At 62.1% G+C, this 24,663-nt stretch carries 24 protein-coding genes and 2 tRNA genes; 12 read left to right on the top strand and 14 right to left on the bottom strand.

Translation table 11 applies throughout. The annotated features are described in order from the left end of the window. The first annotated feature begins 124 nt into the window (after positions 1–124). The 4 genes from LDL28_RS02030 to cowN all read left to right on the top strand — a co-directional run bounded on the left by LDL28_RS02030 (position 125) and on the right by cowN (position 2,979). Positions 125–982 (top strand): helix-turn-helix domain-containing protein, encoded by an 858-nt coding sequence (locus tag LDL28_RS02030; protein ID WP_233056980.1) that lies wholly within the window; start codon positions 125–127, stop codon positions 980–982. Next, the gene (locus LDL28_RS02035; protein WP_233056981.1) at positions 972–1,883 is read left to right on the top strand and encodes an isopenicillin N synthase family oxygenase; all 912 of its coding nucleotides are present in this window, start codon (positions 972–974) and stop codon (positions 1,881–1,883) included. Before LDL28_RS02030 ends, LDL28_RS02035 begins: the two co-directional genes overlap by 11 nt. Before the next feature lie 54 nt (positions 1,884–1,937). Beyond that, complete coding sequence (locus LDL28_RS02040) at positions 1,938–2,615, top strand: Crp/Fnr family transcriptional regulator (protein ID WP_233056982.1); 678 nt, start codon at positions 1,938–1,940, stop codon at positions 2,613–2,615. A gap of 88 nt (positions 2,616–2,703) precedes the next feature. Continuing rightward, positions 2,704–2,979, top strand: a complete 276-nt coding sequence (cowN, locus tag LDL28_RS02045) for a N(2)-fixation sustaining protein CowN (RefSeq protein WP_233056983.1) — start codon at positions 2,704–2,706, stop codon at positions 2,977–2,979. A 376-nt stretch (positions 2,980–3,355) separates the two neighbouring features. On the opposite strand, the gene LDL28_RS02050 is transcribed toward cowN, so the two are convergent. After that, on the bottom strand, positions 3,356–3,517 hold the full coding sequence (locus LDL28_RS02050) for a hypothetical protein (RefSeq protein ID WP_159104949.1): 162 nt from the start codon (positions 3,515–3,517) through the stop codon (positions 3,356–3,358). A 523-nt stretch (positions 3,518–4,040) separates the two neighbouring features. Here LDL28_RS02050 and wrbA point away from each other — a divergent pair. Beyond that, entirely contained in the window at positions 4,041–4,637 is a 597-nt protein-coding gene (gene wrbA / locus LDL28_RS02055; RefSeq protein ID WP_233059154.1) for an NAD(P)H:quinone oxidoreductase, read from the top strand. 49 nt (positions 4,638–4,686) lie between these two features. Here wrbA and LDL28_RS02060 read toward each other — a convergent pair whose 3' ends face one another. Beyond that, positions 4,687–5,607, bottom strand: coding sequence for a LysR family transcriptional regulator (locus LDL28_RS02060; protein ID WP_233056984.1), 921 nt, complete (start codon positions 5,605–5,607; stop codon positions 4,687–4,689). 195 nt (positions 5,608–5,802) lie between these two features. Here LDL28_RS02060 and LDL28_RS02065 point away from each other — a divergent pair, with 195 nt between their 5' ends. Beyond that, positions 5,803–6,504 carry a pirin family protein gene (locus tag LDL28_RS02065; protein ID WP_233056985.1) on the top strand — a complete coding sequence of 234 codons (702 nt, stop codon included), beginning with the start codon at positions 5,803–5,805 and terminating at the stop codon, positions 6,502–6,504. Between the two features lie 70 nt (positions 6,505–6,574). Here the strand turns inward: LDL28_RS02065 and LDL28_RS02070 are convergent, their stop codons facing one another. Beyond that, positions 6,575–7,615: an AraC family transcriptional regulator gene (locus LDL28_RS02070; protein ID WP_233056986.1), complete on the bottom strand. Its 1,041-nt coding sequence runs from the start codon at positions 7,613–7,615 to the stop codon at positions 6,575–6,577. Between the two features lie 192 nt (positions 7,616–7,807). On the opposite strand from LDL28_RS02070, the gene LDL28_RS02075 reads away from it, so the two are divergent. The 4 genes from LDL28_RS02075 to LDL28_RS02090 all read left to right on the top strand — a co-directional run bounded on the left by LDL28_RS02075 (position 7,808) and on the right by LDL28_RS02090 (position 12,841). Further along, on the top strand, positions 7,808–9,208 hold the full coding sequence (locus tag LDL28_RS02075; protein WP_233056987.1) for an ethanolamine ammonia-lyase subunit EutB: 1,401 nt from the start codon (positions 7,808–7,810) through the stop codon (positions 9,206–9,208). A gap of 1 nt (position 9,209) precedes the next feature. Beyond that, positions 9,210–9,995: an ethanolamine ammonia-lyase subunit EutC gene (gene eutC, locus LDL28_RS02080; protein WP_233056988.1), complete on the top strand. Its 786-nt coding sequence runs from the start codon at positions 9,210–9,212 to the stop codon at positions 9,993–9,995. Beyond that, positions 9,996–11,345 carry an ethanolamine permease gene (gene eat / locus LDL28_RS02085; RefSeq protein WP_233056989.1) on the top strand — a complete coding sequence of 450 codons (1,350 nt, stop codon included), beginning with the start codon at positions 9,996–9,998 and terminating at the stop codon, positions 11,343–11,345. Positions 11,346–11,416: 71 nt separating this feature from the next. Beyond that, positions 11,417–12,841 carry an outer membrane beta-barrel protein gene (locus LDL28_RS02090; protein WP_233056990.1) on the top strand — a complete coding sequence of 475 codons (1,425 nt, stop codon included), beginning with the start codon at positions 11,417–11,419 and terminating at the stop codon, positions 12,839–12,841. Between the two features lie 112 nt (positions 12,842–12,953). Here LDL28_RS02090 and LDL28_RS02095 read toward each other — a convergent pair whose 3' ends face one another. Together LDL28_RS02095 and LDL28_RS02100 are read right to left on the bottom strand one after the other, a co-directional pair. Beyond that, positions 12,954–14,222: an AGE family epimerase/isomerase gene (locus LDL28_RS02095; protein ID WP_233056991.1), complete on the bottom strand. Its 1,269-nt coding sequence runs from the start codon at positions 14,220–14,222 to the stop codon at positions 12,954–12,956. Next, positions 14,215–15,075 carry a glucose 1-dehydrogenase gene (locus LDL28_RS02100; RefSeq protein WP_233056992.1) on the bottom strand — a complete coding sequence of 287 codons (861 nt, stop codon included), beginning with the start codon at positions 15,073–15,075 and terminating at the stop codon, positions 14,215–14,217. The genes LDL28_RS02095 and LDL28_RS02100 overlap by 8 nt, the downstream gene beginning before the upstream one ends. A 285-nt stretch (positions 15,076–15,360) precedes the next feature. Here LDL28_RS02100 and LDL28_RS02105 point away from each other — a divergent pair, with 285 nt between their 5' ends. Next, entirely contained in the window at positions 15,361–16,056 is a 696-nt protein-coding gene (locus tag LDL28_RS02105; RefSeq protein ID WP_233056993.1) for an MgtC/SapB family protein, read from the top strand. Between the two features lie 55 nt (positions 16,057–16,111). Here the strand turns inward: LDL28_RS02105 and LDL28_RS02110 are convergent, their stop codons facing one another. From LDL28_RS02110 to LDL28_RS02125, 4 genes are all read right to left on the bottom strand, one after another. Then, positions 16,112–16,273, bottom strand: a complete 162-nt coding sequence (locus LDL28_RS02110; RefSeq protein WP_233056994.1) for a hypothetical protein — start codon at positions 16,271–16,273, stop codon at positions 16,112–16,114. Between the two features lie 161 nt (positions 16,274–16,434). Continuing rightward, positions 16,435–17,004 carry a hypothetical protein gene (locus LDL28_RS02115; RefSeq protein WP_233056995.1) on the bottom strand — a complete coding sequence of 190 codons (570 nt, stop codon included), beginning with the start codon at positions 17,002–17,004 and terminating at the stop codon, positions 16,435–16,437. Between the two features lie 167 nt (positions 17,005–17,171). Continuing rightward, a tRNA-Met gene (locus LDL28_RS02120) sits at positions 17,172–17,248 on the bottom strand. 227 nt (positions 17,249–17,475) lie between these two features. Further along, positions 17,476–17,550 (bottom strand) — tRNA-Val (locus LDL28_RS02125). Positions 17,551–17,730: 180 nt separating this feature from the next. On the opposite strand from LDL28_RS02125, the gene LDL28_RS02130 reads away from it, so the two are divergent. Continuing rightward, positions 17,731–18,594 (top strand): N-formylglutamate amidohydrolase, encoded by an 864-nt coding sequence (locus LDL28_RS02130; protein ID WP_233056996.1) that lies wholly within the window; start codon positions 17,731–17,733, stop codon positions 18,592–18,594. Between the two features lie 34 nt (positions 18,595–18,628). Here the strand turns inward: LDL28_RS02130 and LDL28_RS02135 are convergent, their stop codons facing one another. The 5 genes from LDL28_RS02135 to LDL28_RS02155 form a co-directional block, all read right to left on the bottom strand. After that, a complete protein-coding gene (locus LDL28_RS02135; protein ID WP_408887023.1) occupies positions 18,629–19,015 on the bottom strand; it encodes a YidB family protein in 387 nt (128 codons plus the stop codon). 156 nt (positions 19,016–19,171) lie between these two features. After that, positions 19,172–19,888, bottom strand: a complete 717-nt coding sequence (locus LDL28_RS02140; protein ID WP_233056998.1) for an NUDIX domain-containing protein — start codon at positions 19,886–19,888, stop codon at positions 19,172–19,174. A gap of 39 nt (positions 19,889–19,927) precedes the next feature. Next, positions 19,928–22,885 carry a glycosyltransferase gene (locus LDL28_RS02145; protein WP_233056999.1) on the bottom strand — a complete coding sequence of 986 codons (2,958 nt, stop codon included), beginning with the start codon at positions 22,883–22,885 and terminating at the stop codon, positions 19,928–19,930. A 63-nt stretch (positions 22,886–22,948) separates the two neighbouring features. Next, a complete protein-coding gene (locus LDL28_RS02150) occupies positions 22,949–23,449 on the bottom strand; it encodes an aminoacyl-tRNA deacylase (RefSeq protein ID WP_233057000.1) in 501 nt (166 codons plus the stop codon). 122 nt (positions 23,450–23,571) lie between these two features. Beyond that, complete coding sequence (locus tag LDL28_RS02155) at positions 23,572–24,279, bottom strand: YoaK family protein (protein ID WP_233057001.1); 708 nt, start codon at positions 24,277–24,279, stop codon at positions 23,572–23,574. Positions 24,280–24,663 lie beyond the last annotated feature (384 nt).

Raw genomic sequence — 24,663 nt, forward strand, 5'->3', positions numbered from 1 at the left:
TGCATCCGTCCCCATGCGGAACGGGAGCATAATTCTGGATATGTTTTTGTGCGGCCCGGTCATTTCATCCCAGCGCGGGGAGACTTATCTGTAGCGGATAAGAGGGTGGTGCAAGGAAGCCGGAATGCTGTCGTTTCTGAACAGGGGCGCGAATTTCTCCTTTGGGGAGATCGCCTATCCACGCGGGGGAGCGTTCCGGGTTGCCGGGCAGCCCTATGCGTGGATCCTGCTGCTGGAGACCGGGTCCATGCACACGCTCATCGACGGGCGCGAGCACGGGCTTGAGGCAGGGGAATGTGGCCTGTTCGTAAACTGGGAGGGACGGGCCTCGTTCTACGCACCGGGCAGCCATGTGCGCTGGTGTGAAACGCCGCTCCTGCCCGGTCACCCCGCAAGCGGTGGCATGATTGCCGAATGCATGCCCGCATCATCGCGCATGCGGACCCTGTTCCGTGAGGGGCTGGGATGCGGGCTTGTCCGCTCGCCCGAAGCCGATCTCCTGCGCAACGCACTGGGTGAGGCGCTGTTTGCCGCGTGGCGGTTTGAAACCGGGCGGGAGGACACCCCCCTCGTGCCCGAAGGGCTGGGGAAAGTGCGCGCCTATGTCGAGGCGCATTATTTCGAACCCCTCGACCTGCCGCGCCTTGCGGCGGTGTGGGGGGTGACGCCGCCACATCTGGTGGCGTCCTTTCGCCGGTATTTCGGCACAACCCCCATGCGCCATGTGTGGGACGTGCGCACGCAGGCGGCCATCCGCATGATCCTGCGCACGGATATGCCACTGGCGAGCATTGCCGAACTGTGCGGTTACAGTTCGCCGTTCCATCTTTCACGTCTGGTGCGGCGCATGACCGGGCTGTGCCCGCGCGACCTGCGGCAACGGGGCACGCACCAGCCGGGATCCGTGGAAACGGGGAACGCAACCCGCACATTGAACGAAACATCTTCCGCCATCAGCAGGGATCAGTCCTATGTCTCATGACATTCCGGTTATTGACATTACGCGCCTGAGGGAAGGCAACCACGCGGAGCATCTGGAAATCGCGGCGGCCCTTGGTCGCGCCTGCCGTGAAACCGGGTTCTTCTACATTACCGGCCACGGGGTGGATCCCGCGCTGTCGCGCAGCGTGTTCGATGCGTCGCGCGTGCTGTTCGCCCTGCCGGATGAGGAAAAGGAACACATCGCGCGCAGCAGGGTGGGACATAACCGTGGCTATGTCGGCTTGGGCGTGGAGCGGCTGGATACCGCCGCGCTGCCGGACCGCAAGGAAGCTTTCAACATAGGCCGGGAGGCAGCTGGCGAACCCGCCAATGCGTGGCCCGACATACCGGGCTGGCGGGATCTCATGCTGGATTATTTCGCCGCCTGCCAGACGGTCGGGGCCGCGCTGCACCGGGCCTTCGCGCTTGATCTGGGTGTGGCGGAGGATTTCTTTGCCGATAAATTCCGCCATCCCATGGCGACCCTGCGGCTGCTGCATTACGGCGCGGCGGAACCGCACGGTGCTGATGACGCGCCGGGCGCGGGGGCGCATACGGATTATGGCAACGTGACCATTCTGGCGGTGGATGGCGTGGCCGGGCTTCAGGTGCGCCCGCGTGGTGGCGACTGGATCGATGCCCCGATGATACCGGGCGCGTTTGTCTGCAATATCGGGGATTGCCTGATGCGGTGGAGCAATGACGTTTATGTCTCGACACCGCACCGGGTGCTCCAGCCCGCCAGTGAACGCTACTCCGTCGCCTTCTTCCTGGATCCGGACGCCGATGCGGTTGTCGCGCCGATCATCACCCGTTCCGGCGATGCGCCGCATTACCCGCCCATTACGGGGGCTGACTACCTGCGCGAACGGCTGGCGGCGACATACGGCCACGCGGCCTGAAGGGGTAACGGCAGCGGGGGCAGGAATGGCATGATACTTGCTTGAATACCGTAAATGATGCCACCACACGTTCATGGACCGTGCTCCATTCTGGAACTTCTGGAAGGGGAGGAAGCAAGGCCGCTGCGGGCGGCCTTCCAGATGGTGGCGTTCGACCGGGGGCAACTGCTGACCAACCCTGATGATACGGACTACATATTCATTGTCAAAACAGGCCGCCTGCGCGCCTTCCTGCTGGCGTTCGATCGGGAACTGAGCCTCGCCTACCTGCGGCGGGGCGACATGTTCAGCACCCATACCCGGTTGCAGATGGAAGCAAGCGAGTTTACGCAGGTCTTCATGGCCCGCCGTTCCGCCATCGAGCGGATATCGGCGGATCACCCGGCACTCCAGCATGCCCTGATCCATGGTCTCGCGCGGGTTCTGGGCCAGACCATCACCCTGCTGGAGGATCTGGCCTTCCATCATGCCAGGGGGCGGATTGCCCGTTACGTGCTGCGCTGCGCGGCGCAGGCGGGTGTCGGGCCACAGCGCGGGGCGGTCGTGCCGCTGACACTGGGCATGGAGGAAATGGCCATGCTGCTGGGCACGACGCGGCAGACGGTCTCGACCGAATTCAACGCCATGATACGCGAGGGCGCGTTTTCACGCGCGGGGCGGGGGTATCTTCGCCTGGGCGAGGTCGCCCTGCTGAAGAACTGGGCCAGCGGGGAGGCGACGGAACTGAACTGACTGGCCGTTATGTCGGGCATCTGACAGACAGCACGCGCGCGGCGTTTCACATTCCTCATCCGGCTCAGGAAAGTTAAGGTGAGTGGAGATGTCCGAACAGATTGATAGATATGTCAGCTTCAGGAATGTCGAATGGGAACGCAGGACAGCCGAAGTCTTCGGCCTGCTGCAACCGCATTTCGATACGAAGACCAGCCCGTTTTGGGAATACTTCCTGAAACAGCGCGTCATCGCCCATTATCAGGGGCTGGACGACCTGCGGGTCCTGCACAATTTCCTGCCGACGCTGAAGGATATTCTCGAAGATCTGGACGATGACGCGGCATTGAGCAAGCTGGAGGAGCTTGAGGTTCTCTGTATGTAGGAAGCTGTTTGAATAACGAATGAATAAGAAACCATAAAAGTTCCTGGATGCCGCCTTGCTTCAAAAAGGCGGCGTTTTTCCGAAGCCTTTTGAAAAAACCTTCAGCAGATATTTCCTGAGCGGGTGATTTCAAACAGCTTCCCGGAATGCCGGGCCGACCCAGCGCATGGCGCTGGAGGGGAAGGCGCGATGCGCTACCTGCGGCCGCTGGATATTTTGTAAAATCCGTACATGCTTCGCGCGCCGGAACGGGCTATTTCACCACCGGCACGATAATCGACACGGGTGACATGGCGGTCCTGTTCAGGCCCTTGAAAAACCATGTCATCCGTTCTGGCCCCAGTTTGGGGCAATAGGCGCTGGAGACGCGATTATATTACTTTTTCCGCCATTCCAGGTCTTCAACAGGCGGTTCGAACTTGTTCATGATGTAATCTTTTTCGTCGATTTCATCTTCCCTTTCCCCATTGAGCACGACAATCCGGTTGTCCTTGCCATCGTGGCCACGAACGCGCCACAGACCTGTCCATTTAGACATGGCTTACCTCATCATGTTTATAAAAATACAAGATAATACATGGGATACAAGTACTAACTCACGATGAATAGTGTTCCTATATTGGATTGTGTCAACGTCGGGCGTTACATGACTGCCGTGTGCCCACGGCATTTATAATGGAACGATTTATGCAAGGGCGACCCACCCTGTCGCACCGTCCCCAACCCGCCCATGCCGGATAATGGGGAATATCCGCCATAAAGCCCGTATCACGGGCTTTGTCCGGCCCCCGATCCCGTGCCTTCCATGGTGGAAAATGTCGTGAATGGGCCGGGACAGGAGCCGGATTGTCGGAAAATACGTTCGTAAACGGACAAACGGGAAGGGGGCCGCGCATCCGGTCCCGACCATTATTTTTCCGAAACCGGAGGGACGTCCCCCACGTTGCGGGAAATTCAAGGTTTCCAAATTTGGCGTATCGACTTTCCGTTCAGCACTTATGGTCATGGGGGTTCCGGTATTTTTACAAAAACCGCTCACACCCCGGAAAGGGACCATGACAATGCCAAAAGTTCTTGTTCTTTACTATTCTTCCTACGGCCATGTGGAAACGATGGCCCACGCGGTGGCGGAAGGCGTGCGCGCGGCGGGGCTGGAAGCCGATGTCAAGCGGGTGCCCGAACTGGTGCCTGATGAGGTCGCGGCCGCGCACCATTTCAAGACCGGGCAGGCCGCCCCCATCGCCACGCCCCGTGAACTGCCGGATTACGATGCCATCATCGTCGGCGCGCCCACCCGGTTTGGACGCCTGCCCGCCCAAATGGCGAATTTCTGGGACCAGACAGGCGGCCTGTGGCTGAAGGGCGGGCTTGTGGGCAAGGTCGGGGCCGTGTTTACCTCCACCGCGTCCCAGCATGGCGGGCAGGAGACGACGCTCTACTCCCTCATGTCGAACCTGCTGCACCACGGCATGGTCATAAGCGGCCTGCCCTACAGCTTTCAGGGGCAGCTCAGGCTGGATGAGGTCACGGGCGGCTCACCCTACGGCGCAAGTACCATTGCCGGTGGGGACGGTTCCCGCCAGCCCAGCGGCAACGAACTCGAGGGCGCGAAATTCCTGGGCCAGCACGTGGCGGACCTGACCCGGAAACTGGCTTGACCGGCATGCCCCCGGAAGCCATTCCGGGGGCGTGTCCATAAGCTGGCCGTCAGCCTTCCCCGCTTGCCCACGGGGGATGTTCGAACGCCGTGACAAGATAATCCAGGAACGCGCTGACCCGCATCGGGCGCAACGGGCTTCCCGCCATAACCAGGTAAAGCGCGATGGGGGGCGCTTCCCATTCCGGTAACAGGCGTTCGAATTCCCCCGACCGCAGGCCATCTCCCACCATGAATTCGGGAAACAGCCCGAAGCCCAGCCCGGCCTGAAGGGCTGGCAGGAAAGCCTGCGCGTTATCGGCCCGGAAACGCGATGTCTGGGACAGGACGAATTCCTTGCCGGTTTTCTCCTGCCGCAGCCGGATCATGCCCGGAGCCGACGTATTGGTATAGACAAAGCTCTTTTCCCCCTCCAGCTGCCGGGGATGGGCCGGTCGTCCGATCCGTTCGCAATATTGCGGACTGGCCACCAGCACGAGACGGACGGGGCACAGGCGGCGCGCGCGGAGTGCTGAATCCGCCAGCGCGGCAATGCGCAGCGCCACGTCATAGCCCTGCGCCACAAGATCGACCACGGCGTCGCTAAAGTCGATGTCGATGTCGATTTCGGGGTAACGGACCAGAAAATCAGGCAGCAGCGGGGCCAGGTGCCGCATGCCGAACGTTATGGGCGCCGTGACCCGGATCAGCCCCGAGGGGCGCTGCGTTTCGCCACGGGCCTGTGTCTCGGCGGTTTCGGCTTCCGCAAGGATCCTGTTGGCATGCCCCAGCAGGAGCCGCCCCGTCTCCGTAAGTGACATGTGGCGGGAATTGCGATTGAAAAGGGCAACCCCCAGCGCCTGCTCCAGCCGGCTGACCGCCTTTGAAACCGTGGGTTTGGAAAGCTGGATGTCCTCCGCCGCGCGGGCGAAGGAGCCCAGTTCCGCAACCTTGGCGAAGATCGCCCATGCTTCAAAATCTGGCAGTCTCATGAATGTTATCCTGAGAAATGATGCAACCGGATCATTTCCATAGCTTATCTGCCTGTTCCCTGTCGTCCCCCATGTGGTGAGCCGGAATATGTTCAAAACAGAAACCATGGCTTTCCATGATTTCCATATACGACACATTCGCTCCGGCGGTAATTTAGCGATCAGAAACAGGATTACCGAACAGGAGCAGGTATCATGATCGAAATCCGTCCTTTTGACCGTCTGGGCCACGCGGATCATGGCTGGCTGGATGCGCGCCATCATTTCTCATTCGCGGATTATCACGACCCGGCGCGGATGAACTGGGGCGCGCTGCGTGTCTGGAATGATGACATTATCGCACCGGGCACCGGCTTTGGCGCCCATCCCCACCGGAACATGGAAATCATCACCTATATCCGCGAGGGCGCGATCACGCATCAGGACAGCCTGGGCAACACGGGCCGGACCGAAGCGGGGGATGTTCAGGTCATGTCGGCCGGGACCGGCATCCGCCATAGTGAATATAACCGCGAGAACGTGGCGACACGGCTGTTCCAGATCTGGATCCTGCCCGACCGCACGGGGCATGCCCCTTCATGGGGCACGCGCGCCTTCCCCAGGGCGGAGCGGGCCGGGCAGTTCGTGGTCCTGGCCTCGGGCAGGCCGGATGATGGGGATGCCCTTCCGATCCATGCCGATGCCCGCGTCCTGGGCGTGACGCTGGGGAAGGGGGAGAGCGCTACGTACCCCCTTGGCGCGGAAAGGCTGGGCTATCTGGTCGTGGCGAAAGGGGCGGTGGAGGTTGAGGGCCATACCATCGGTGAAGGGGATGGCGCGGCCATTTCCGCGACCGAAACGCTTTCGCTGCGCGCAGTGGCGGATGCGGAAGTGGTCGTGGTCGATACGGTCGCCTGACGCTGCGCCCAAGGGGGAACATCACGGGGGGGGGGGGGGAACATCGCGATCACGCGCCGATGTTCCCCCCTTATTTCATGTTCTGCTTTCGATAGGCGCGGGGGGACAGGCCGCTCCATTTGCGAAAGGCGCGGCTGAACGCGCTCGTTTCCGTATAGGCCAGCGCCATGGCGATCTCGCTTATGTCATGGCTGGTGCTGGTCAGGTAGCGCAGGGCCTCGGCATGGCGTGTTTCCTCCAGTATGGCGGAATAGGTCAGGTTTTCCTGCGCCAGCCGGCGCTGGAGTGTCCATGGTGGCAGGCCCATGCGGCGGGCGATATCCACGAACTCGATATGGCCGACCGCCAGCGCGCTGCATATATGTTCGGTCAACTGCCTGTGTAACGGGCTGCTGGCAGGCGCGTCCTGTCCCCCCCCGGCGAGCGAAATGAGCGAGGACCGCACGACCTTCAGCAGGGACGGGTTCGCATTCGGCATGGGAATGTCCGTGCCTTCCTCCCGGAATACGAGCGCATTGGTCTTCTGTCCAAAGCGCACGGGGGCCTGAAACGCATCGGCGTGTTCATGGGCCTGTTCGGGGCGGCCATGGGCAAAATGTATTTCTTCCGGCGCCCAGCCCGGCCCCAGGGCGTGGCGCAGGACATTGCAGAACATGCCCATGGTCAGTTCCGCATCATGGCGCCGCTGGATTATTCGCGGGTCTTCGATGGCATATTCAAGATGGAGCAGGCCATTGCGGCGGACCAGCCCGGTGCGGGTATGGGCCTGATGATAACCGAAATGCGATGCGAGATTCGCCACGGCGTCGGCCAGCGTGGGGGAAAGAAGCGCCACATACCCGATCAGGCCAAGCATGTCGGGGCGGAACTGCTGGCCGAAGCGCAGGCCGATATTGCCATCATGTGTGTCGATCGCCGCTTCGCTGAACAGGCGGCAATAGGCGCTGAGATCCAGCTTTTCCGTGGGAAGGGCGAACTGCCGCGTTGACAGTCCGGCCCGCCCGGCAATGCGGTCGATATCACCCCCGCTTCTGGCAATGAACTGTTCAACGCCATGTGCGGCGGCGGCCAGCACCATGGCGGTGCCATCCGGTCTTGATGCATGAACCATGAATGCTCCGCTCGGCAGTCTGTCTGTGCCCTATATCCGATAAGATGGATTGTGCGAAATTGTTAAAACTTTGTTCCCCCCGGTCAAGTCATCATCACTTCGCCATGGTTATTATTACGATAACGAATGATTTCCCGGCTCCTGTCATGGCCCGGTCATGACAGGACCGACCCATTATCCGGATAGAGTTCCATGGGATTTCACGCCACGTTCTGCGGGGAGACATACAGCTTCCCCGACCTTGCGACCCTGCTGGCCGTCGCCTCCCCGCCACGGTCGGGAGATGTGCTGGCGGGGCTGGGGGCCACGTCGGATGTGCAGCGTATCGCCGCGCGGCATGCGCTGGCGGATGTGCCGCTTGAAACCTTCCTGCACACGGCGCTCGTGCCGTATGAGGATGATGAGGTCACGCGCCTGATCATCGACAGCCATGACCGGGCGGCCTTCGCCCCGATCTCGCACATGACCGTGGGCGATTTCCGTGACTGGCTGCTCTCGCACGCGGCGGACGGGCCGGCACTGCCGGCACTGCCGGCACTGGCGGCGGTGGCGGCGGGGGTAACGCCGGAAATGGCGGCTGCGGTCAGCAAGATCATGCGCAATCAGGATCTGATGGCGGTCTCGGCCAGAATTCGCGTGGTCACCCGTTTCCGTAACACGATCGGCCTTGCCGGGTGCCTTGCCTCGCGGCTGCAGCCCAATCATCCGACCGACGACCTCAAGGGCATAGCCGCCTCCACCCTTGATGGCCTGCTTTACGGGATGGGTGATGCCGTCATCGGGATCAATCCGGCCACGGACAATGTGGCGACCGGCATGGCGTTGCTGGACATGCTCGACCACGCGCGCCGCCGCTACGAAATTCCCACCCAGACCTGCGTGCTGACCCACGTGACCAACACGATCGAGATGATGAACCGGGGGGCGGCCGTGGATCTGGTGTTCCAGTCCATAGCCGGAACGCAGAAGGCGAATGAAGGCTTCGGCATCAGTCTCGCCACCTTGAAGGAGGCGCATGACGCCGCCCGCGGCCTGCATCGCGGCACCATCGGCAATAACGTGATGTATTTCGAAACCGGGCAGGGGGCGGCCCTGTCCGCTGGCGCGCATCACGGTCTGGACCAGCAGACAGTCGAAACCCGCGCCTATGCCGTGGCGCGTGCGTTCGAGCCGCTTCTGGTCAATACGGTGGTGGGGTTCATCGGGCCGGAATACCTGTATGACGGCAAGCAGATCACCCGCGCCGCGCTGGAAGATCATTTCTGCGCCAAGCTGCTTGGCGTCCCCATGGGGTGCGACGCCTGTTACACCAATCATGCCGAAGCCGATCAGGATGACATGGACAACCTCATGGTGCTGCTGGGGGTCGCCGGGATTTCGTTCCTGATCGGCGTGCCGGGCGCGGATGACATCATGCTCAATTACCAGAGCCTGTCGTTTCATGACATCATGACGCTGCGCCGCATGCTCCGGCTTGACCCCGCGCCCGAATTCGCCGCGTGGCTGGAACGGATGGGGCTGTATGACGCGAAATCGGGGCAGATGCGCGAACTCGCGCCGGGCCAGACCCGCCTTGGCCAGTTGATCGCCTGACATGGACACGAAAAAACCCATTTCCGTGCCGCCGGATGATGCATGGAGCGAACTGCGCCACCTCACGCGCGCGCGTATCGGCATCGGGCGGAGTGGCACCGCGCAGCGCACGCGCGATGTGCTGGCCTTCCAGGGCGCGCACGCCCTTGCGCGGGACGCCGTCCATACTGCGCTGGATATTGCCGCCATGCGTGCGCAACTGGCCCCTGAAGATGCGATTGTCGTGGCCAGCCGGGCGCCTGACCGGCCCACCTATCTCCGCCGCCCCGATCTGGGCCGCAGGCTGGATGAAGGCAGCCGTGCCCGCCTGCGTGAAGGCGCATGGGACGTGGTGTTCGTGGCGGGCGATGGCCTTTCGGCCGTGGCGGTGCAGAATGGCGCGGTCCCCCTGTTCCATGCGATGCGCGAGCGTCTTTCCGGTTGGGCGGTCGCGCCGCTGGTCATCGCCACCCAGGCCCGCGTGGCGCTGGGTGATGAAATCGCGGTTGCAACCGGCGCGCGCATGGTCGTCATGATGATTGGCGAGCGCCCGGGCCTGAGTGTTGCCGACAGCATGGGGGTTTACCTGACCTATGCCCCCCATGTCGGTTGCCCGGATTCAGCGCGTAACTGCCTGTCCAACATCCACCCCCATGGGCTGTCGATACCGCAGGCGGCGGACAGGCTGGCATGGCTGATGCGCGAGGCGCGCCGCCTGTCACTGACCGGGGTCGGCCTGAAGGATGCGGCCCCGCAGGAACACATCCACCATGCAGGCATCTCCTCCATCGAAAAAGGATCACGGTAAATGAGCAGTAGCCCAACCCATCTGAGCAAGTCACTGGGTGCGTTCCATCTGTGGGGTATTGCTGTCGGACTGGTCATATCCGGTGAATATTTTGGCTGGAGCTATGGCTGGGCGACTGCCGGTACCCTTGGTTTTCTGGTGGCCACCGTGTTCGTGGCCCTCATGTACACGGCGTTCATCTTCAGTTTTACGGAACTGACCTGCTCCATTCCGCATGCGGGGGGGCCGTTTACGTACAGCGCCCGCGCGCTGGGGCCCCTTGGCGGGCTTGTCGCGGGCCTTGCGACACTGGTGGAGTTCATCTTTGCGCCACCGGCCATCGCGCTGGCCATCGGGGCCTACCTGAATGTGCAGTTTCCCACCCTTTCGCCACAGGTCGCGGCCCTTGGGGCCTACCTGATCTTCATGGCGCTGAACATCGTGGGCGTGCGGATCGCGGCGACGTTCGAACTGTTCATTACCGTCGCGGCCATTATCGAACTGCTGGTCTTCATGGGGGTGGTGGCGCCCGCGTTCTCATGGGGGAATTTCCTGCATGATGGCTGGGGCAGCGCGCCGCATTTCGGCTGGGAAGCGATGGGGGGTATTTTCGCCGCCATTCCCTTCGCCATCTGGTTCTTCCTTGCCATTGAAGGGGTCGCCATGGCGGCGGAGGAAGCGCGTGACCCCAGGCGCGCCATTCCGGCGGCCTATATTGCCGGTGTGCTGACACTCGTGACGCTGGCCTTCGGTGTCATGCTGTTCGCTGGCGGGGTGGGGGACTGGCATGCGCTGGCCAACCTCAATGACCCGCTGCCCCAGGCCATGAAACGTGTGGTGGGCGCGCATAGCGACTGGTTGCACATGCTGGTCTGGCTTGGGCTGTTCGGGCTGGTTGCGTCGCTGCATGGCATCATCATGGGCTATGCCCGGCAGATGTTCGCGCTGGCGCGGGCCGGTTTCCTGCCTTCGGTGCTGGGGCGTATCCATCCGCGCTTCCATACGCCCTATGCCGCGACGCTGGCTGGCGGCGCCATCGGGATCGCGGCCATTTTTTCCGATAACGTGATTTCGATCAACGGCCAGTCACTGACCGCGACGCTGGTGACGATGTCGGTCTTCGGGGCGCTGACCATGTATGTGTTCAGCATGGTCAGCCTGTTCCGCCTGCGCCGCACGGAACCGGATCTGGCACGCAGTTATCGCGCGCCGCTATACCCGGTCCTGCCCGCGATCGCGCTGGGTGGCGCGCTGATCGCACTGACCGCCGTCATTTACTATAATGTCGAGATATTCTGCATCTATCTCGGCCTCATGGCGGTGCTGACGACCGTATTCATGGCGCGCTCGCGCAAGGTCCGCGCCGCCTGAACCCTGTCCGGACTGCCCGCGGGCAGTCCGTCTTTCCCCCATATGTTTTTTCCGATCAGGAACTGTCCCGAATGGCTGAAACAAACCATGCGCCTGTAAACGCGCGTTCATTTTCCGGGCTTTTTGGCCTGTGCATGCTGGCCTTTCCCGCCGGGGGGACGGCCCTGGCCCAGACCCCGGATATTCCGACGGAAGTGGAACGCCCCCTGGAAGCGACCGAACCGGTGGAGGAAGCAACCCCCGCCCCCGTAACGGGCAATATCTTCCACCCCCGTCCAGGCCACGCCCGCACCTACTGGGACGGGCTGGAAGGCCATGTGCAGATCGAGGCCGGCATTTCGGGCAACCCCTGGACCCGCTCGGGCCGCAACTTCGGCCAGTTCTATACCGACCGCGCCAATACGGTCACGATGAACCAGATCATGGGTTCGCTCTCGCATGCCGTCACCGATGTCGGGCATGGCTACGGCCTGGGTTTCGTGATCGAGGCGATGTACGGTTCGGACGCACGTTTCGACCCGACGGCAGGGATGGGGTCGGGATCGCTGACCGGGCTGTACCAGTGGGTGCCGACACAGGTCCATCTGGATGCCCACCTGCCATGGATCTACCGGCGCGGGATCGATGTGCAGATCGGGCAGATGTACGGCCTGCTGGGATCGGAAGGCACGCCCGCGACGGCGCGGCCCTTCTATACCTTCAACTATGCTTCCGACTATATCGTCCCGTTCGAGACGGTCGGTATTGTCGCGACCATGCACCTGACGCGGACCATGGACTGGATACTGGGCGTGGACGCCGGTAATTCCACCACGTTCGGCGCGTATGGGAACAATAACAAGCCCAAGGGCTATTTCGGGTTTTCATGGAACAACCTGATGCATGGCAAGCTGAACCTGCATGCCATCGGCCATTTCGGCCCGCAGGGCAATAATGGCCGCTCCATCAGTGGCGGCGGCTGGACCAGCGTGGGTCTTGGCCGCAGCGCCAACCACCTGATGCAGTATAACGGTGACATCATGGCCACGTACCATGTCAATGACCGGATCACGCTGACGGTGGACGGCACCTACCTGCATGATGACGCCCTGCGCGACGATGCCTATGGCATCAGCAGTTATGTGGCGTGGGACATCCGCCCGTGGCTGACATTCAATGCGCGTGGCGAAATCTTCCGTGACAATACCGGCGGCGTCATTACGGAATATGCGAGCTTCACCTCTTTCACCAAATCCATCACCAACCAGCCCTTTCCGTACTATGCGGCCCCGCCCACAACCTATGGCGCGCTGACGCTGGGCGTGTCCTACCGGCCGGAGTTCATCAACCGCCGGATGTCGCTGGGCAAGCTGACCATCCGCCCCGAAATCCGTCTGGACAAGTCCCTCAACGGCACGCGACCCTTCAACCAGTCCGGCACGACGGCCAATCCCATTGTAAACAATGGCACGAACAACATGCTCTGGTTCAGTTGTGACGCCATCTGGTCGTTCTGAAAACGGCGGCTAGAGCAATTCCACTGAACTCTGGCTCAGTGGATCTGCTCTAACTCATTGTTTATCGAGCATCTTCACCAGTTTGAATGTGTCCATTCAAACTGGATATGCTCTAGCCCTCCAGCAACGATACGGCGGTGGCGAAGCTGGGGGCCAGCGGGAGCAGGGGCGTGATCGTGGCCTGCCAGGCATGGTACAGGTCCGCCTTGCCCTCGTAAACAACGGCGGAAGGCTGGTTATGCCGGTCCAGCTCCTGTATCCACCCGCCGCGCCTGCGGTCGATCATGAAGGTGTCGATATAATCCCATATGGTGCGGTACCAGTGCTCATAATACTGGTGGCCGGTCCGCTTCAGTAACGCGGCGGCGGCGGTCATGGCTTCCGCCTGGCACCAGTGGGGGCGGTTATGGACCACCGGCTTTCCATCCCAGTCGATCGTATAAAGCAGGCCGGGCGCGCCATCACGCGCCCAGCCGGTTTTCATGCCGCACTGGAACAGGGCCGTCGCATCTTCCAGCAACCATGCGGGCGCATGTCCCTGCGCGCGCAGAAGGGCGGCCTCCAGCTTGAGCAGAAGATGTGACCATTCCACAAAATGGCCGGGAGTCATGCCGTAAGGGTGCAGGGCGTCGGTAGGGCTGTCACGATGATAGTCCCTGAGCAGCACCCAGTCTCGACTGTAATGCTCCGGTACGTGGTAGCCAGCATTACGGGCCAGATCGTGGATGAAGCGCTCCACAATGCGCAGGGCCCTGTGCCGCCATACCGGATCGCCCGTAACATCGGCCACCGCCATGCAGGTCTCGACCGAATGCATGTTGGCGTTGGCGCCACGGTAGTCTTCTTCATCCGACCAGTCAGATGCGAAGCTTTCCCGGAAAACGCCTTCCTCCTCGCTCCAGAAATGCTGATGCCAGATCGTCAGCGCGCGGGTCAGCAGGTCGCGGGCCCCCGGCACATCGGCCACCGTGGCGGAAGATGCGGCCAGGGCCACGAAACTGTGGAGATAGGCCTGTTTGCGGGCGTTTTCAGGTGGCATGCCGTTGTGGGAGGGGCCAGGAAACCATCCGCCATGCGCGTGGTCCGCCAGTGGGCCGAGCAGGGAGGCCACGCCATGCGCCGCAAGGGGGCCGCAGCCGGGAAGCCCCCGTCCCGCCGCCACGGCATAGACATGGGTCATGCGCGCGGTCAGCGTACTATCGGCGGTGGCGCCGGGCTGGAGCATCCCGTCATCATCCAGCGCGGCGAAACCGTCCCGCACGCGGGCGGCCTTGGAAAAATCCAGCAGGCGCTGGCCCTGCATATCGAGCCAGCGGCGATGCGGCGCCAGACGCAGCCATGACGAAACAGGCAGCATCAGCGCGGGCAAGGGTTCAGCCATTGATGATCATGCCGCCATTGACATGCAGGGTCTGCCCGGTCACGTAGGAGGAGTCCCGTGCCGCCAGATAGACATAGGCAGGCCCAAGCTCGCTGGGCTGGCCAATGCGCCCCAGTGGCGTTTTCTTGCCCATGTCAGCCACCGACTGCGGGTCGACCGGTCCCCAACTGGCAGGTTGCAGGGGGGTCCAGACCGGGCCGGGTGCTACCGCGTTGACACGGATGCCCTTTGGCGCAAGCTGAAGGGCGAGGGCGCGGGTAAACCCCATTTCGGCCGCCTTGGTCGTGGTATAGGCGACAAGGGACTGGTTACCCGCGAATGCATTGATCGAGGATGTATTGATGATGGTGCTGTCTTTTCCAAAATGCGGCAGGGCGGCGCGCGTCATGTAAAAATAGCCGTTGATGTTTACATCCATATGACGCTGCCAGACCTCATCGGTAATATCGGTCAGGTCTTCGCTCACGTACTGGACGCCTGCATTATTGACCAGAATATCAAGGCCGCCGAATGCCTTGACCGTCTGGCTGACCGCGTCATCGCACACGGTGCTGCGTGAGACATCACCCCGTATGGCAAGGGCCCGTACCCCCTCGGCCTGGGCCAGACGGACCGTTTCATTCGCGTCTTCATCTTCTTCCAGATAAAGGATGGCCACATCCGCGCCCTCGCGCGCAAAATGCAGCACGGCGGCGCGCCCGATGCCACTGTCGCCACCCGTAACAAGCGCCCTGCGGCCCTTCAGCTTGCCGCTGCCACGGTAGTCGGCGCGTATATGTTCGGCCGGGGGGTCCATCAGCCGTTCCACACCGGGCTGATGCGGCTGGCTCTGGGGTGGAATGGAAGAGGTCATATTCAGCTCTCCGGCATGACTGTTGAAACAAGCGACCCGGACGGGGCATATGCAAAGTCAACGTGATGAAGGCGAAGTCTGTTGCATCCAATCTGCCCTGCATGCTGCTGGGCACCGCAGGACAGGACGACGGATAGCCCTGTCGTGACGTTCACGCCGAACTTGCGCAGCCCGGGTTAAGATAGGGTGAAGGCGGATGCCGGCCGATCGGATCGTGCCTGACTTCAGGCGAACAGAACCGGTTTCGCCCCGTTATCCCTTTTCAACAGGGAGGCATGATGACACATGATCGCTGGAACCTGGCACCAACTGGCTGACCTGCTTGCTGCTTTCGTGCTGTCGGCCATGATCGGGCTTGAACGGGAGTTCCGCCAGAAAAGCGCGGGTATGCGCACCCATGCGCTGGTTGGGCTGGCTGCCGCCCTGATCATGCTCGTATCAAAATATGGTTTTGGTGATGTTCTGGTGGCCGGAAAGGTGATTCTCGACCCCTCCCGTATTGCGGCGCAGGTGGTGTCGGGCATCGGGTTTATTGGCGGTGGCGTCATTTTCATGCGGCGCGACGCCGTGCGGGGCCTGACAACGGCGGCGTCCGTCTGGCTGACCGCGGCTGTGGGCATGGCCTGCGGCGCGGGACTGATTGAACTCGCCCTTGCCGCGACCGCCGCCCATTTCATCATCATGTTCGTCTTTCCCTGTTTTACCCGCCTGCTGCCGCAGGAGCGTCCGTTACAGACACGACTGGATGTTTCCTATACCGATGGCATGGGAATCCTCCGCCATATTCTTGTGGCCTGCACCCGGCTGCGTTTTGCGGTCGATCAGGTGCATATCGCGCAGGGCGGGGACTCTCATGCTCCCATCGTGACGCTGACAATGCAGGTGAAGGGAAAGCGCCCGGTGTCCCACCTGATCGCGGCCCTGACAACGATCGAGGGTGTGCAGAGCGTCGGAACGACCGGGGACGAAGGGCTGGATTAAGGACAGGATTCAATCATGGCCAGACGCGACAGGGCATGGTCTGGCGGGGGCGGGATCAATGGTCGATATGCGGTCCACGGCCCCAATGCTGGTCCGTGTTCCTGTACTGATTGCGGTCTTCATGTCCGTTGCCAGCATTGTCCCGATAGGCATGACGGCACCCCGTGGCGGAGATGGCCAGGACAAGAATGGCAAGGAGTTGTAAGGTCTGGCGCATCACGGCCTCCTGTAATGGCGCCTGAACGCGGATGGAACAGGGGAGTTTTACGTGCTTTTATAGGCACGGTCCGTAATGGCGGAGAGCAGGTGACAGGGGGATACCGGGAAAGTTCGGAAGTACTGATCCCGCCCAGTTCTTCCCGCCAGCACGGCGCAGGATTACTGATGGGAAAGCATCGCATCACCCGCATGGTCATGGGCCTGCGCGTCCAGCCATGCGTGAACGGCCCTGACAAGGGCGGGGCGTGTTGTTGTATAGATAATCCTCCCGCCCGCCGGGAGCTGGGCATATTCCACATGCAGGTTTGCGGCGCCGGACGCCATTTCGGCCATACCCGGCATGGAAGGACCATGAATATGCGCGGGCGTGCCATAATCACCATGCGCGCGGCGTTCGGCCTCCGTTTTCAGGTGAGTCCTGATAAGCGCGATCTGGGTCACATCCCCATCGGTGGAGACGACGTCCTGCTCCCCACCATTGGGCATGGGCGTGAAAATATGCAGCGAGCGCGTCAGGTCGAACGGCATGGAGGACGCGCCCATATGGTGGTGCATCATCATGTCATGCATGGCGGCGTTTCCCTTGCCCTCCATCATGGGGCAGTTCGGGTGCATTTCGTGCATCTGCTCCATCATGGTGTCGTCAGCCAGGGCGGGTAAGGGGGAATTGCCGACTGCCAATACGAAAAGGGCGATGACCGCAGCGGAGAAACCGGACTTTCCTGACATCTTTTCTTCCTCATGGAGTCTGATGGGAGCGGGGATGCGGCATCATATCGCCGACCCAATGAGCTACCACGCGCCATGACCGTCCATCTATCTGGAATTTCCGGACAGGTGGAACATGAAATCCCGAATAACTGAAACTGGTGCCGGGCCTCTATCTGCCGGACGACTGGTTGTATAGGCAGCATTTGAAGCTGCGGCCTTCAGATTATGGACCTGACGAGCTACCGGACTGCTCTACCCTACATCAAGCGCCGCGACGGCCTGCGCACCAGTATCACCAATGGAGATAGGGACGGTCGCGAAGTGGGTATTTTGGGGCAGGTACAAGCCGGAAACACTGTACGGATTTTGCACGGATCACAGTGCCAAGCCGTGAACGCAGGCGAACGCTAATGGACTGCCCCTTACAAGGCAAAACCCCCGGCAACATACCATATATGGCAGTTTACCGGGGGTTTCTTTCAAAACGGATGGTGGGCGCAACAGGGATTGAACCTGTGACCCCTACCATGTCAAGGTAGTGCTCTACCGCTGAGCTATGCGCCCACCATCCGTTTCGGTGAAGTGGCTTTTACGCATCCTTTCAGGGGGATGCAACCCCCCATTTGAAAAAAATCGCATTGACCGCAAAGCTGCCGCCTGCGCCAATAGGGACATGGGTTTTCCTGCTTTCCTGTATGTCGCCGTTATGGGCTATCCGGGGCCGCTGTGTCGGGGCGGGTCGGCATGACCGATGGTGTGGTTCCGCCTTTTTTCATCCATGTGCCCTCGGGGGGGCAGGCCCCGGTTATTGTGGCGTCACCGCATTCCGGGCGGCATTATATGCCCGAATTCCTGAACATGTCGCGTCTTGACGCGCTTGCGCTGCGGCGGAGCGAGGACTGTTACGTTGACAGGCTGTTTGAAGGGGTGACGGAGCAGGGGGCCACGCTGCTGCATGCGACATTTCCCCGCGCCTACTGCGATGCCAACCGTGAGGCGTGGGAGCTTGACCCCACCATGTTTCGTGATCCGCTGCCCCACTGGTGTAATACGACAAGCAGCAAGGTCCGGGCCGGGTTTGGCACCATTGCGCGGATCGTCTCACGCGATGGACCGATCTATCCGCGTCCGCTCCCTTTCAGCGAGGCTGAAACGCGTATCCGCACCTGCTGGCAACCTTATCATGATGCGCTGTCACGGCTGGTGCAGGAGAATATGGAGCGCCATGGCTGCTGCATCCTGCTCGATGCCCATTCCATGCCCGCCCCCCGCAGGCGACAGGCCAACCTGCCGGATTTCGTGCTGGGCAACGCATGGGGGACCGCCTGCACACCTCACCTGACCGCCCTGGTGGAGCGGAAGCTTGTCGCCCATGGCTATACCGTGGCCCGTAACGTGCCCTTTGCGGGGGGATTTGTAACCCGTCATTACGGCCGCCCCCGGCGGGGCGTGCAGGCTCTCCAGCTTGAAATCAGCCGGGCGCTGTACATGGATCAGGCCAGCCTGCAACCCCATGGGGGATTTGAGACGCTACAGGCGGTCCTGACCGACCTTGTCGCCAGCATCGTGCAGTATGGTGGCATGCTGGAGCAGCAGGCAGCGGAATAGGGATGGCCCGGACACTGTCCGGGCCGGATGGATGTTACGCCGTTCCGGGCGGTACGCTGCCCTGCGGGGTCTGGGCATTGACGGCTTCGGGCAGCAGATGGGCGAGTACGGGCAGGATGGTCGCAGCGGGCAGGCCGGTTTTGTCGATCATGGCCTGGACCTGCTGGTTATCGAGCAGCGTACGCAGTTCATCGGTGGTGATGGGCAGGTTATGGCCATCCCCAATCCACGAGCGGACCTTGTCTCCCAGACCGGCCTGTTCCGCCTGCGCCAGCAGGGTGTTGATGGTATCGGGTGTCAGGAATCGGGCCAGATAGGCATGCACCTGCTGCGACAGGCCCGTCGCACCGGCCAGTTCGCCCAGCTTGCCCATTACATCGTCAAAGATACCGCTCATGGTGCTTTCTTTCCTGTCTGCCAGGTTGCGGGACCGATTGGTACGGCCTGATGTATTTATAGGAGCTTCGTAAAGTTCAGGATAAAAAAAAGCGGTGCATAAGCACCGCTGAGTTTAGGGAGGAAACGTCCAAGAAGCAGTTGCACAAGGCAGGTCTGCTCCTCTCCCTTATGCTAAACCTCACGCGGATGTGTCAACAAAAAAAGCGGAGGATGCACGCCGCGCCTGATACATATGCCACGAAAGCAGGGTTTTCGCGTCCGTCATGCCAATGCCCGGCACATCCGCAAGGTCGATGACACGCAGGCGGATATGTTCATGTTCGCTGGCTAGTCCGGTCTGGCGCCCCGCAAGGCTGCGGGCCAGGGATTCGTCAATGTCCAGTTCGGCGTAATACAGGCCGATGGCTTCGTCACATCCACCGGGCGAGAGCCAGACATGCGTCAGTTCCGTCAGGTCGCGCTCACAGACCTGAAGGTCGGCCCCGACTTCCTCCGAAAGTTCACGCAGCGCGGTGCTGACGAACCGCCCGCCATCCAGCATGCCCGCCGGTAGTGCCAGCAGGTCGGGCCGGGCTATGGGCACGCGGGCTTCGCGGGTCAGAATGGTGCGGTCCGGGTACCCGGGGCACCTGAGAACCAGCAGCACCGATACGGAATCCCCACGCAGCAGGGCAAGCCCTGGTACGGGCTGTCCGCCATTCAGGGCGTCGGCTTCGACCATGATGAAGCCCATCCGCGTGCCGAAGGTCACGGCGTCCCGCACCAGCACATGGCGCAGGGTGAAACGTGCGCGCATGCCCTCATACCAGCGGCGGAAATGGGGGGCCGCCAGCACGCGCGCGCGTAGTTCCGCGTCGATGCCGGGGGCAAAGGAAATATTGTCCATAACGTCCATCCGGCTCCTGCCTTGCCTGCGCCGGGTGCCGCTCCGGCCTTAATCGTGTGTGAACAGGGTGTCCATGATCCCCGCGATACGAAGGCGATAGTCCTGCGGGTCATGTTCGGCGGCGATGCGGATGAGCGCGTTCTCGCGCACCGTGTCCCACAATGCGCGGTCATGATACAGCCGGATGACCTGCCGCGCAAAGGCGCCCGGGTCGGTCACATCGGCGCACAGCATGTCATGTCCGTCCTGCCAGCCTGCCTGCCGGCACAATAGCGGCGATCCGACCACGGGCAGGCCGTTGGCCGCCGCCGCGTGCAGTTTATGGGCGATGCCAGCGGCAAAACGGGTGGGGGCGATGAATACGCGGTGTTGGTCGTAAACAGGGGCAGTGTCTTCCACCCGGCCCAGCATGCGTACATTGGGGTGCTGGCGCAGCGGGCCAAGGTCCACGCGCGGGTTCACGTAGCCGCACACGCTGAAGCGGAAATCCGGCCCCAGTTCGGCCACCAGCAGGGGCAGGACCTCCGCGCTGAACCAGGCCAGCGAGTCCAGGTTGGGCGCGTCCCTGTCATGCACCGCGCCAAGGAACAGGATGTCGCGCCGCTGTTCCCACCCTGGCCCGGTCGCGCGCGGTGTCAGCGCGTGGCCCAGCACGGATACATTGTCAAATCCGGCCCCGCGCAGCAGGCGGGCTTCGGTCTCGTTCACCGTCACCACCCGGCGGGCCAGGAAAAGCGGGCGCAGTTCGTGTTCCAGCCGCAGGGCGAATGGCTGCTCCGGTGTCGTGCCGCGCAGATGGTGCTGGCTCTCGTCGCGGCAGGCGGCAAGGGCTTCGGTATCGACCACGATGCGGTCCGCCGGGATGGCGGAGGCGGCATTGTTCATGATTTCCGCAAGGCGCGCGGCATTGTGCGTGCGCGCGATCCACACCGCATCGAAACACCCGCTGCGGCCATGCAGGAAATCCGCCAGATCCGCCTGTTCGCGGTCATGTATGACCTCGACATCGGGGGGAAAGGCGGCGGCGATGGTGGCCGCGTCCTCAATGGGACGGAAGACGGGATAGACCGTGACCCGATAACCCAGCGCGGCCAGCCCGGTGATAATGTCGTTCGAGCGGGTAAAGCCGGAACCCAGATAGCGCAGCGGCAGCCTGTCCTCGATGAACAGGACATGGCCGCGCCCGCTATCGGCATGGCGCGCACGCGCCTGTAGGGGGGCATGGCGCAGGGGCCTGCGGCGCAGGGCGCCTGCGTGCCTGCGGGTGAATACCGTGCTGTTGCGCGCGATCAGCCGTGATGCGCTGGTGGCGTCCGACGTGGCGCATTCATAATGCACGAGACAGATGGCCGGGTCATATATGATGCGGTAGCCCAGCGCGCGGATGCGCATGCACAGGTCGGTTTCCTCGAAATACGCAGGGGCAAAGCTCTCATCAAATCCGTCGAGCACCTGGAGTATCTCGGTGCGGACCATCAGGAACACACCGGAACAGAAATCCACCGTGCGCATGAAGCCCGCCTCGGGCACTGCCGGGTGGGCGTCGCGCATGTAGCCCTGCACCGATCCGTCGCGCCAGATGATGCTGCCTGCTTCTTGCAACATGCCATGGGTCCGGACCACGCGACCGCCCACCGCGCCGGTCGTCTCCGCCGCCATGAGGCGTGAGAGCGCATTGGCCACCGCGCCGTATTGCAGGTCCACATCATTGTTCAGGTAAAGTGTCGCAGGCGCGCGCGCATGGCGCAGGGCCGCGTTGCAGCCGCGCACGAAGCCGATATTGCCCGCGTAGCGCAGCACCTCGATACCCTTTACATGCCGCTCGATGCCAGCCACGCCATCGCGCGACCCGGAATCCACCACGATGACCTGCATCGCCCCATGATGGTTCGCCCGCAGCGAGGCCAGCGTGGACATGGTCATTTCAAACTGGTTATGCGCGACGATGATGACGCTGAGCGCGGGCGGGCCCTCGTTACTGAAATCAATGCGCCCGTCAAGCAGCAGCGGCAGGCGCATGGCGCACATGTGGCGGAACAGGGCACGGGCCTGCTCCTCGGTTACCGGGGGCGGGGCCGGCGGGCGCAGGTCGGGACGGGTGGAAAGGTAGTGGCCAAATCCGTCACGCGCGCGGCCTGTGGCAAGGTCGGCCTGGATTGCGGGGTCACGCAGGTAGCCCGCCAGATCCAGCGCCGAGCAGGGCTTGCGCTGTTCATGCACCCCATCCTTCAGGAAATGGGCATAGCCGTTGCGTAACGCCCCGCTTTCGATCGCGGCCAGCACGTCCGGATTGACCGCGGCATAAAAGGATTCGGAAAAGAATGGGCCGGGGTCGAACGCCATGGGCGTGGCGTTGCACAGGTAATGGTGCAGGGCGGACACAAAGCGGCCCTGCGTTACCTCCGCCTGCATGGCGGGATAGGTGGCGCGGTACCATTCGGCATCGAAATAAAGCGACAGGGACTGCCATGGCAGTTCCGCCATGCCGCGCAGCAGGTAATCCACAAACGGATGCGCCGCCGTGTCTGGCCCGGCGGCATGGGGCAGGGCGGCAAGATAGGCGGCGGGGTCGAAAAAACACGATCCGCTGCGCATTTCCCCATCACCCACGCGCAGGTAATGGTCATAGCCGTTGCGGTAGCCCCCCGCCGCCAGCATGGCCGGGGTGATGTCGGCATAGGCCGCGCGATAGGCGTGTTCATCAAACAGCCAGTGGGGGCTGTGGGTGTGCAGCCCCGTGGTCAGGTAATGGTCAAATCCGCTGCGCCATGTGCCCTGCGCCACATGACGGGCCACATCGGGGTAGGTGGTGAGGTACCATTCCTCATCAAAAAACGGATTGGGGGAATGGCGCAGGGCCGCGCCATGGTCGGCATAGAAATCATGAACCTGTTCGTCCGGTATGCCCATGAGATCCAGAACCGGCGCATAACGGGCACGATACCACGCGGGGTCGAAACCGGTCCATCGGGCAGCCATTTCCGCATTACCCGGGGAAACAGCCATTATATATTCCTGTCCCTGTCATGTCCGGGACAGCATGGGCACGAAAGGTTAATTTTTGATTGGCTACGCGGGGCTGACCGGGGCAGCGGGCGCGGATATTTCGGCCACGCGCGCATCCACCACCTTTTGCGCATCCGCCGGGGCAAGGCAGACCACCAGCCCCCGATCGCCCGCGTTGATATAGACCCGTGGCTGCGCCATGGCCGTGCTGGACAGGACCACGGGCAGTGGCGTGGCCTGCCCGAAGGGGCTGGTGCCGCCGGAGCGGAAGCCGGTCAGTCCGGCCGATTTTTCCGGGCTCATCATCCGCGCGTTCCGGCCGCCGAACAGGGCGGCGACCTTTTTGAAGTTCACCTTGTGATCGGCGGGCACCACAAGACAGACGGGTGTCGTACGGTCCACTTCCACCACCAGCGTCTTGAGCACGCAGGCCGGATCCACCCCGATGGAAGATGCCGCCTGCATGCCGATCAACCCGCCCCCCGGTGCGTATTCATAGTCATGCACCGAAAACGCCACGCCACTGGCCGAAAGGAATTCGGTGGCCTTCGTCCGTCCTGTCACGCTTCATGCTCCCTGTTTTCGGCATCAGATGTAATATGGCACCGGGTGACATTCAACTGCACGCGAACAGAAAGCATGCAAGAGCTTCGCACGGGCCCTTCCTGAAGAAGGGAAGGCTGAAATCATCCCTCTCGCATGCTCCGCACCACTGTCGGCAGCGCCAGCACGATCAACGTCACCCCCATAAGGGTCAGCCCCATAACCCCGCAGCGTATATAAAGCGCCACCCCCCCGATCCCCCCAAGGCCGAAGGACAGGATGATCGCGCCATGCAGCCGCAGGCGCTCGCGCACACGGGCAAGCGTCTCCCCCGCGTGGCGGTGTTCGAGCCACTGGCCCAGTTCAATGCCGAAATCGGTCAGCATGCCGGTCATATGCGTGGTACGCACCCGTGCGCCGGAAATATGGGTGACCGTGGCGTTCTGCAACCCCATGAGGAAACTCAGCCCATAGGCCAGCATCCATGCCGTCTGTTCCAATGGCAGTATTTCGGCCAGCACGCCAAGACCGGCCAGCAGGGCGCCCTCCAGCACGATCCCGCAGGCATAGACCGCATGCACCCCCCGCCTGTGCCCGGCATTGACCAGCAGCGTTGCCGCGACGCCCCCGCCAATAAACGCGCCGATCAGCCCCAGGCAGGATACCAGCGCCAGTTTCCCGTCCGCCGTCAGGCTGGTGGCCAGCGCGGACAGGTTGCCGGTCATGTTGGCGCAATAATACCCCACGCTCAGGAACCCCGTCACGTTGATGGCGCCCGCCATGGCCGCCAGCGTGCAGCCAAGCCGCAGGTCGGTCCCGATATTGCGCGATGTCCCTTCGTGAACCAGCATATTCCCAAGTTTCGCCTGTGCGGGAAGGCAGTTACCCGCAATCTCACTTCCCCATCCCGCCGAAGGGACGGGGTGACAGGGCAGCGCATGGCCACACCCCGCATGGAAGCTGCCGCCCCGACTGTTATGACATGATGCCACGGGGCACGATGCCACGCAACGGCCCGGTGACAGGCGGAATGTGAAGCGCATATTGATGTGAAGGATTAAATATCCGCAATATCAAGGTGTCATCTCCGGCGTTCGATCATCCGCCGGAAGGTGATGCGGCGTTATTTACTGATGGTCGGGTGGAGGGGCATGGACCGGGAATCCCTGTAAACGACAGCAACATTGCGAACTATAAACCACAATATATAACCATATATCCACAAATTGTGGAAA

It is taken from the genome of Komagataeibacter sp. FNDCR2, assembly GCF_021295395.1.
In the GTDB taxonomy this organism is placed as follows: Bacteria; Pseudomonadota; Alphaproteobacteria; order Acetobacterales; family Acetobacteraceae; genus Komagataeibacter.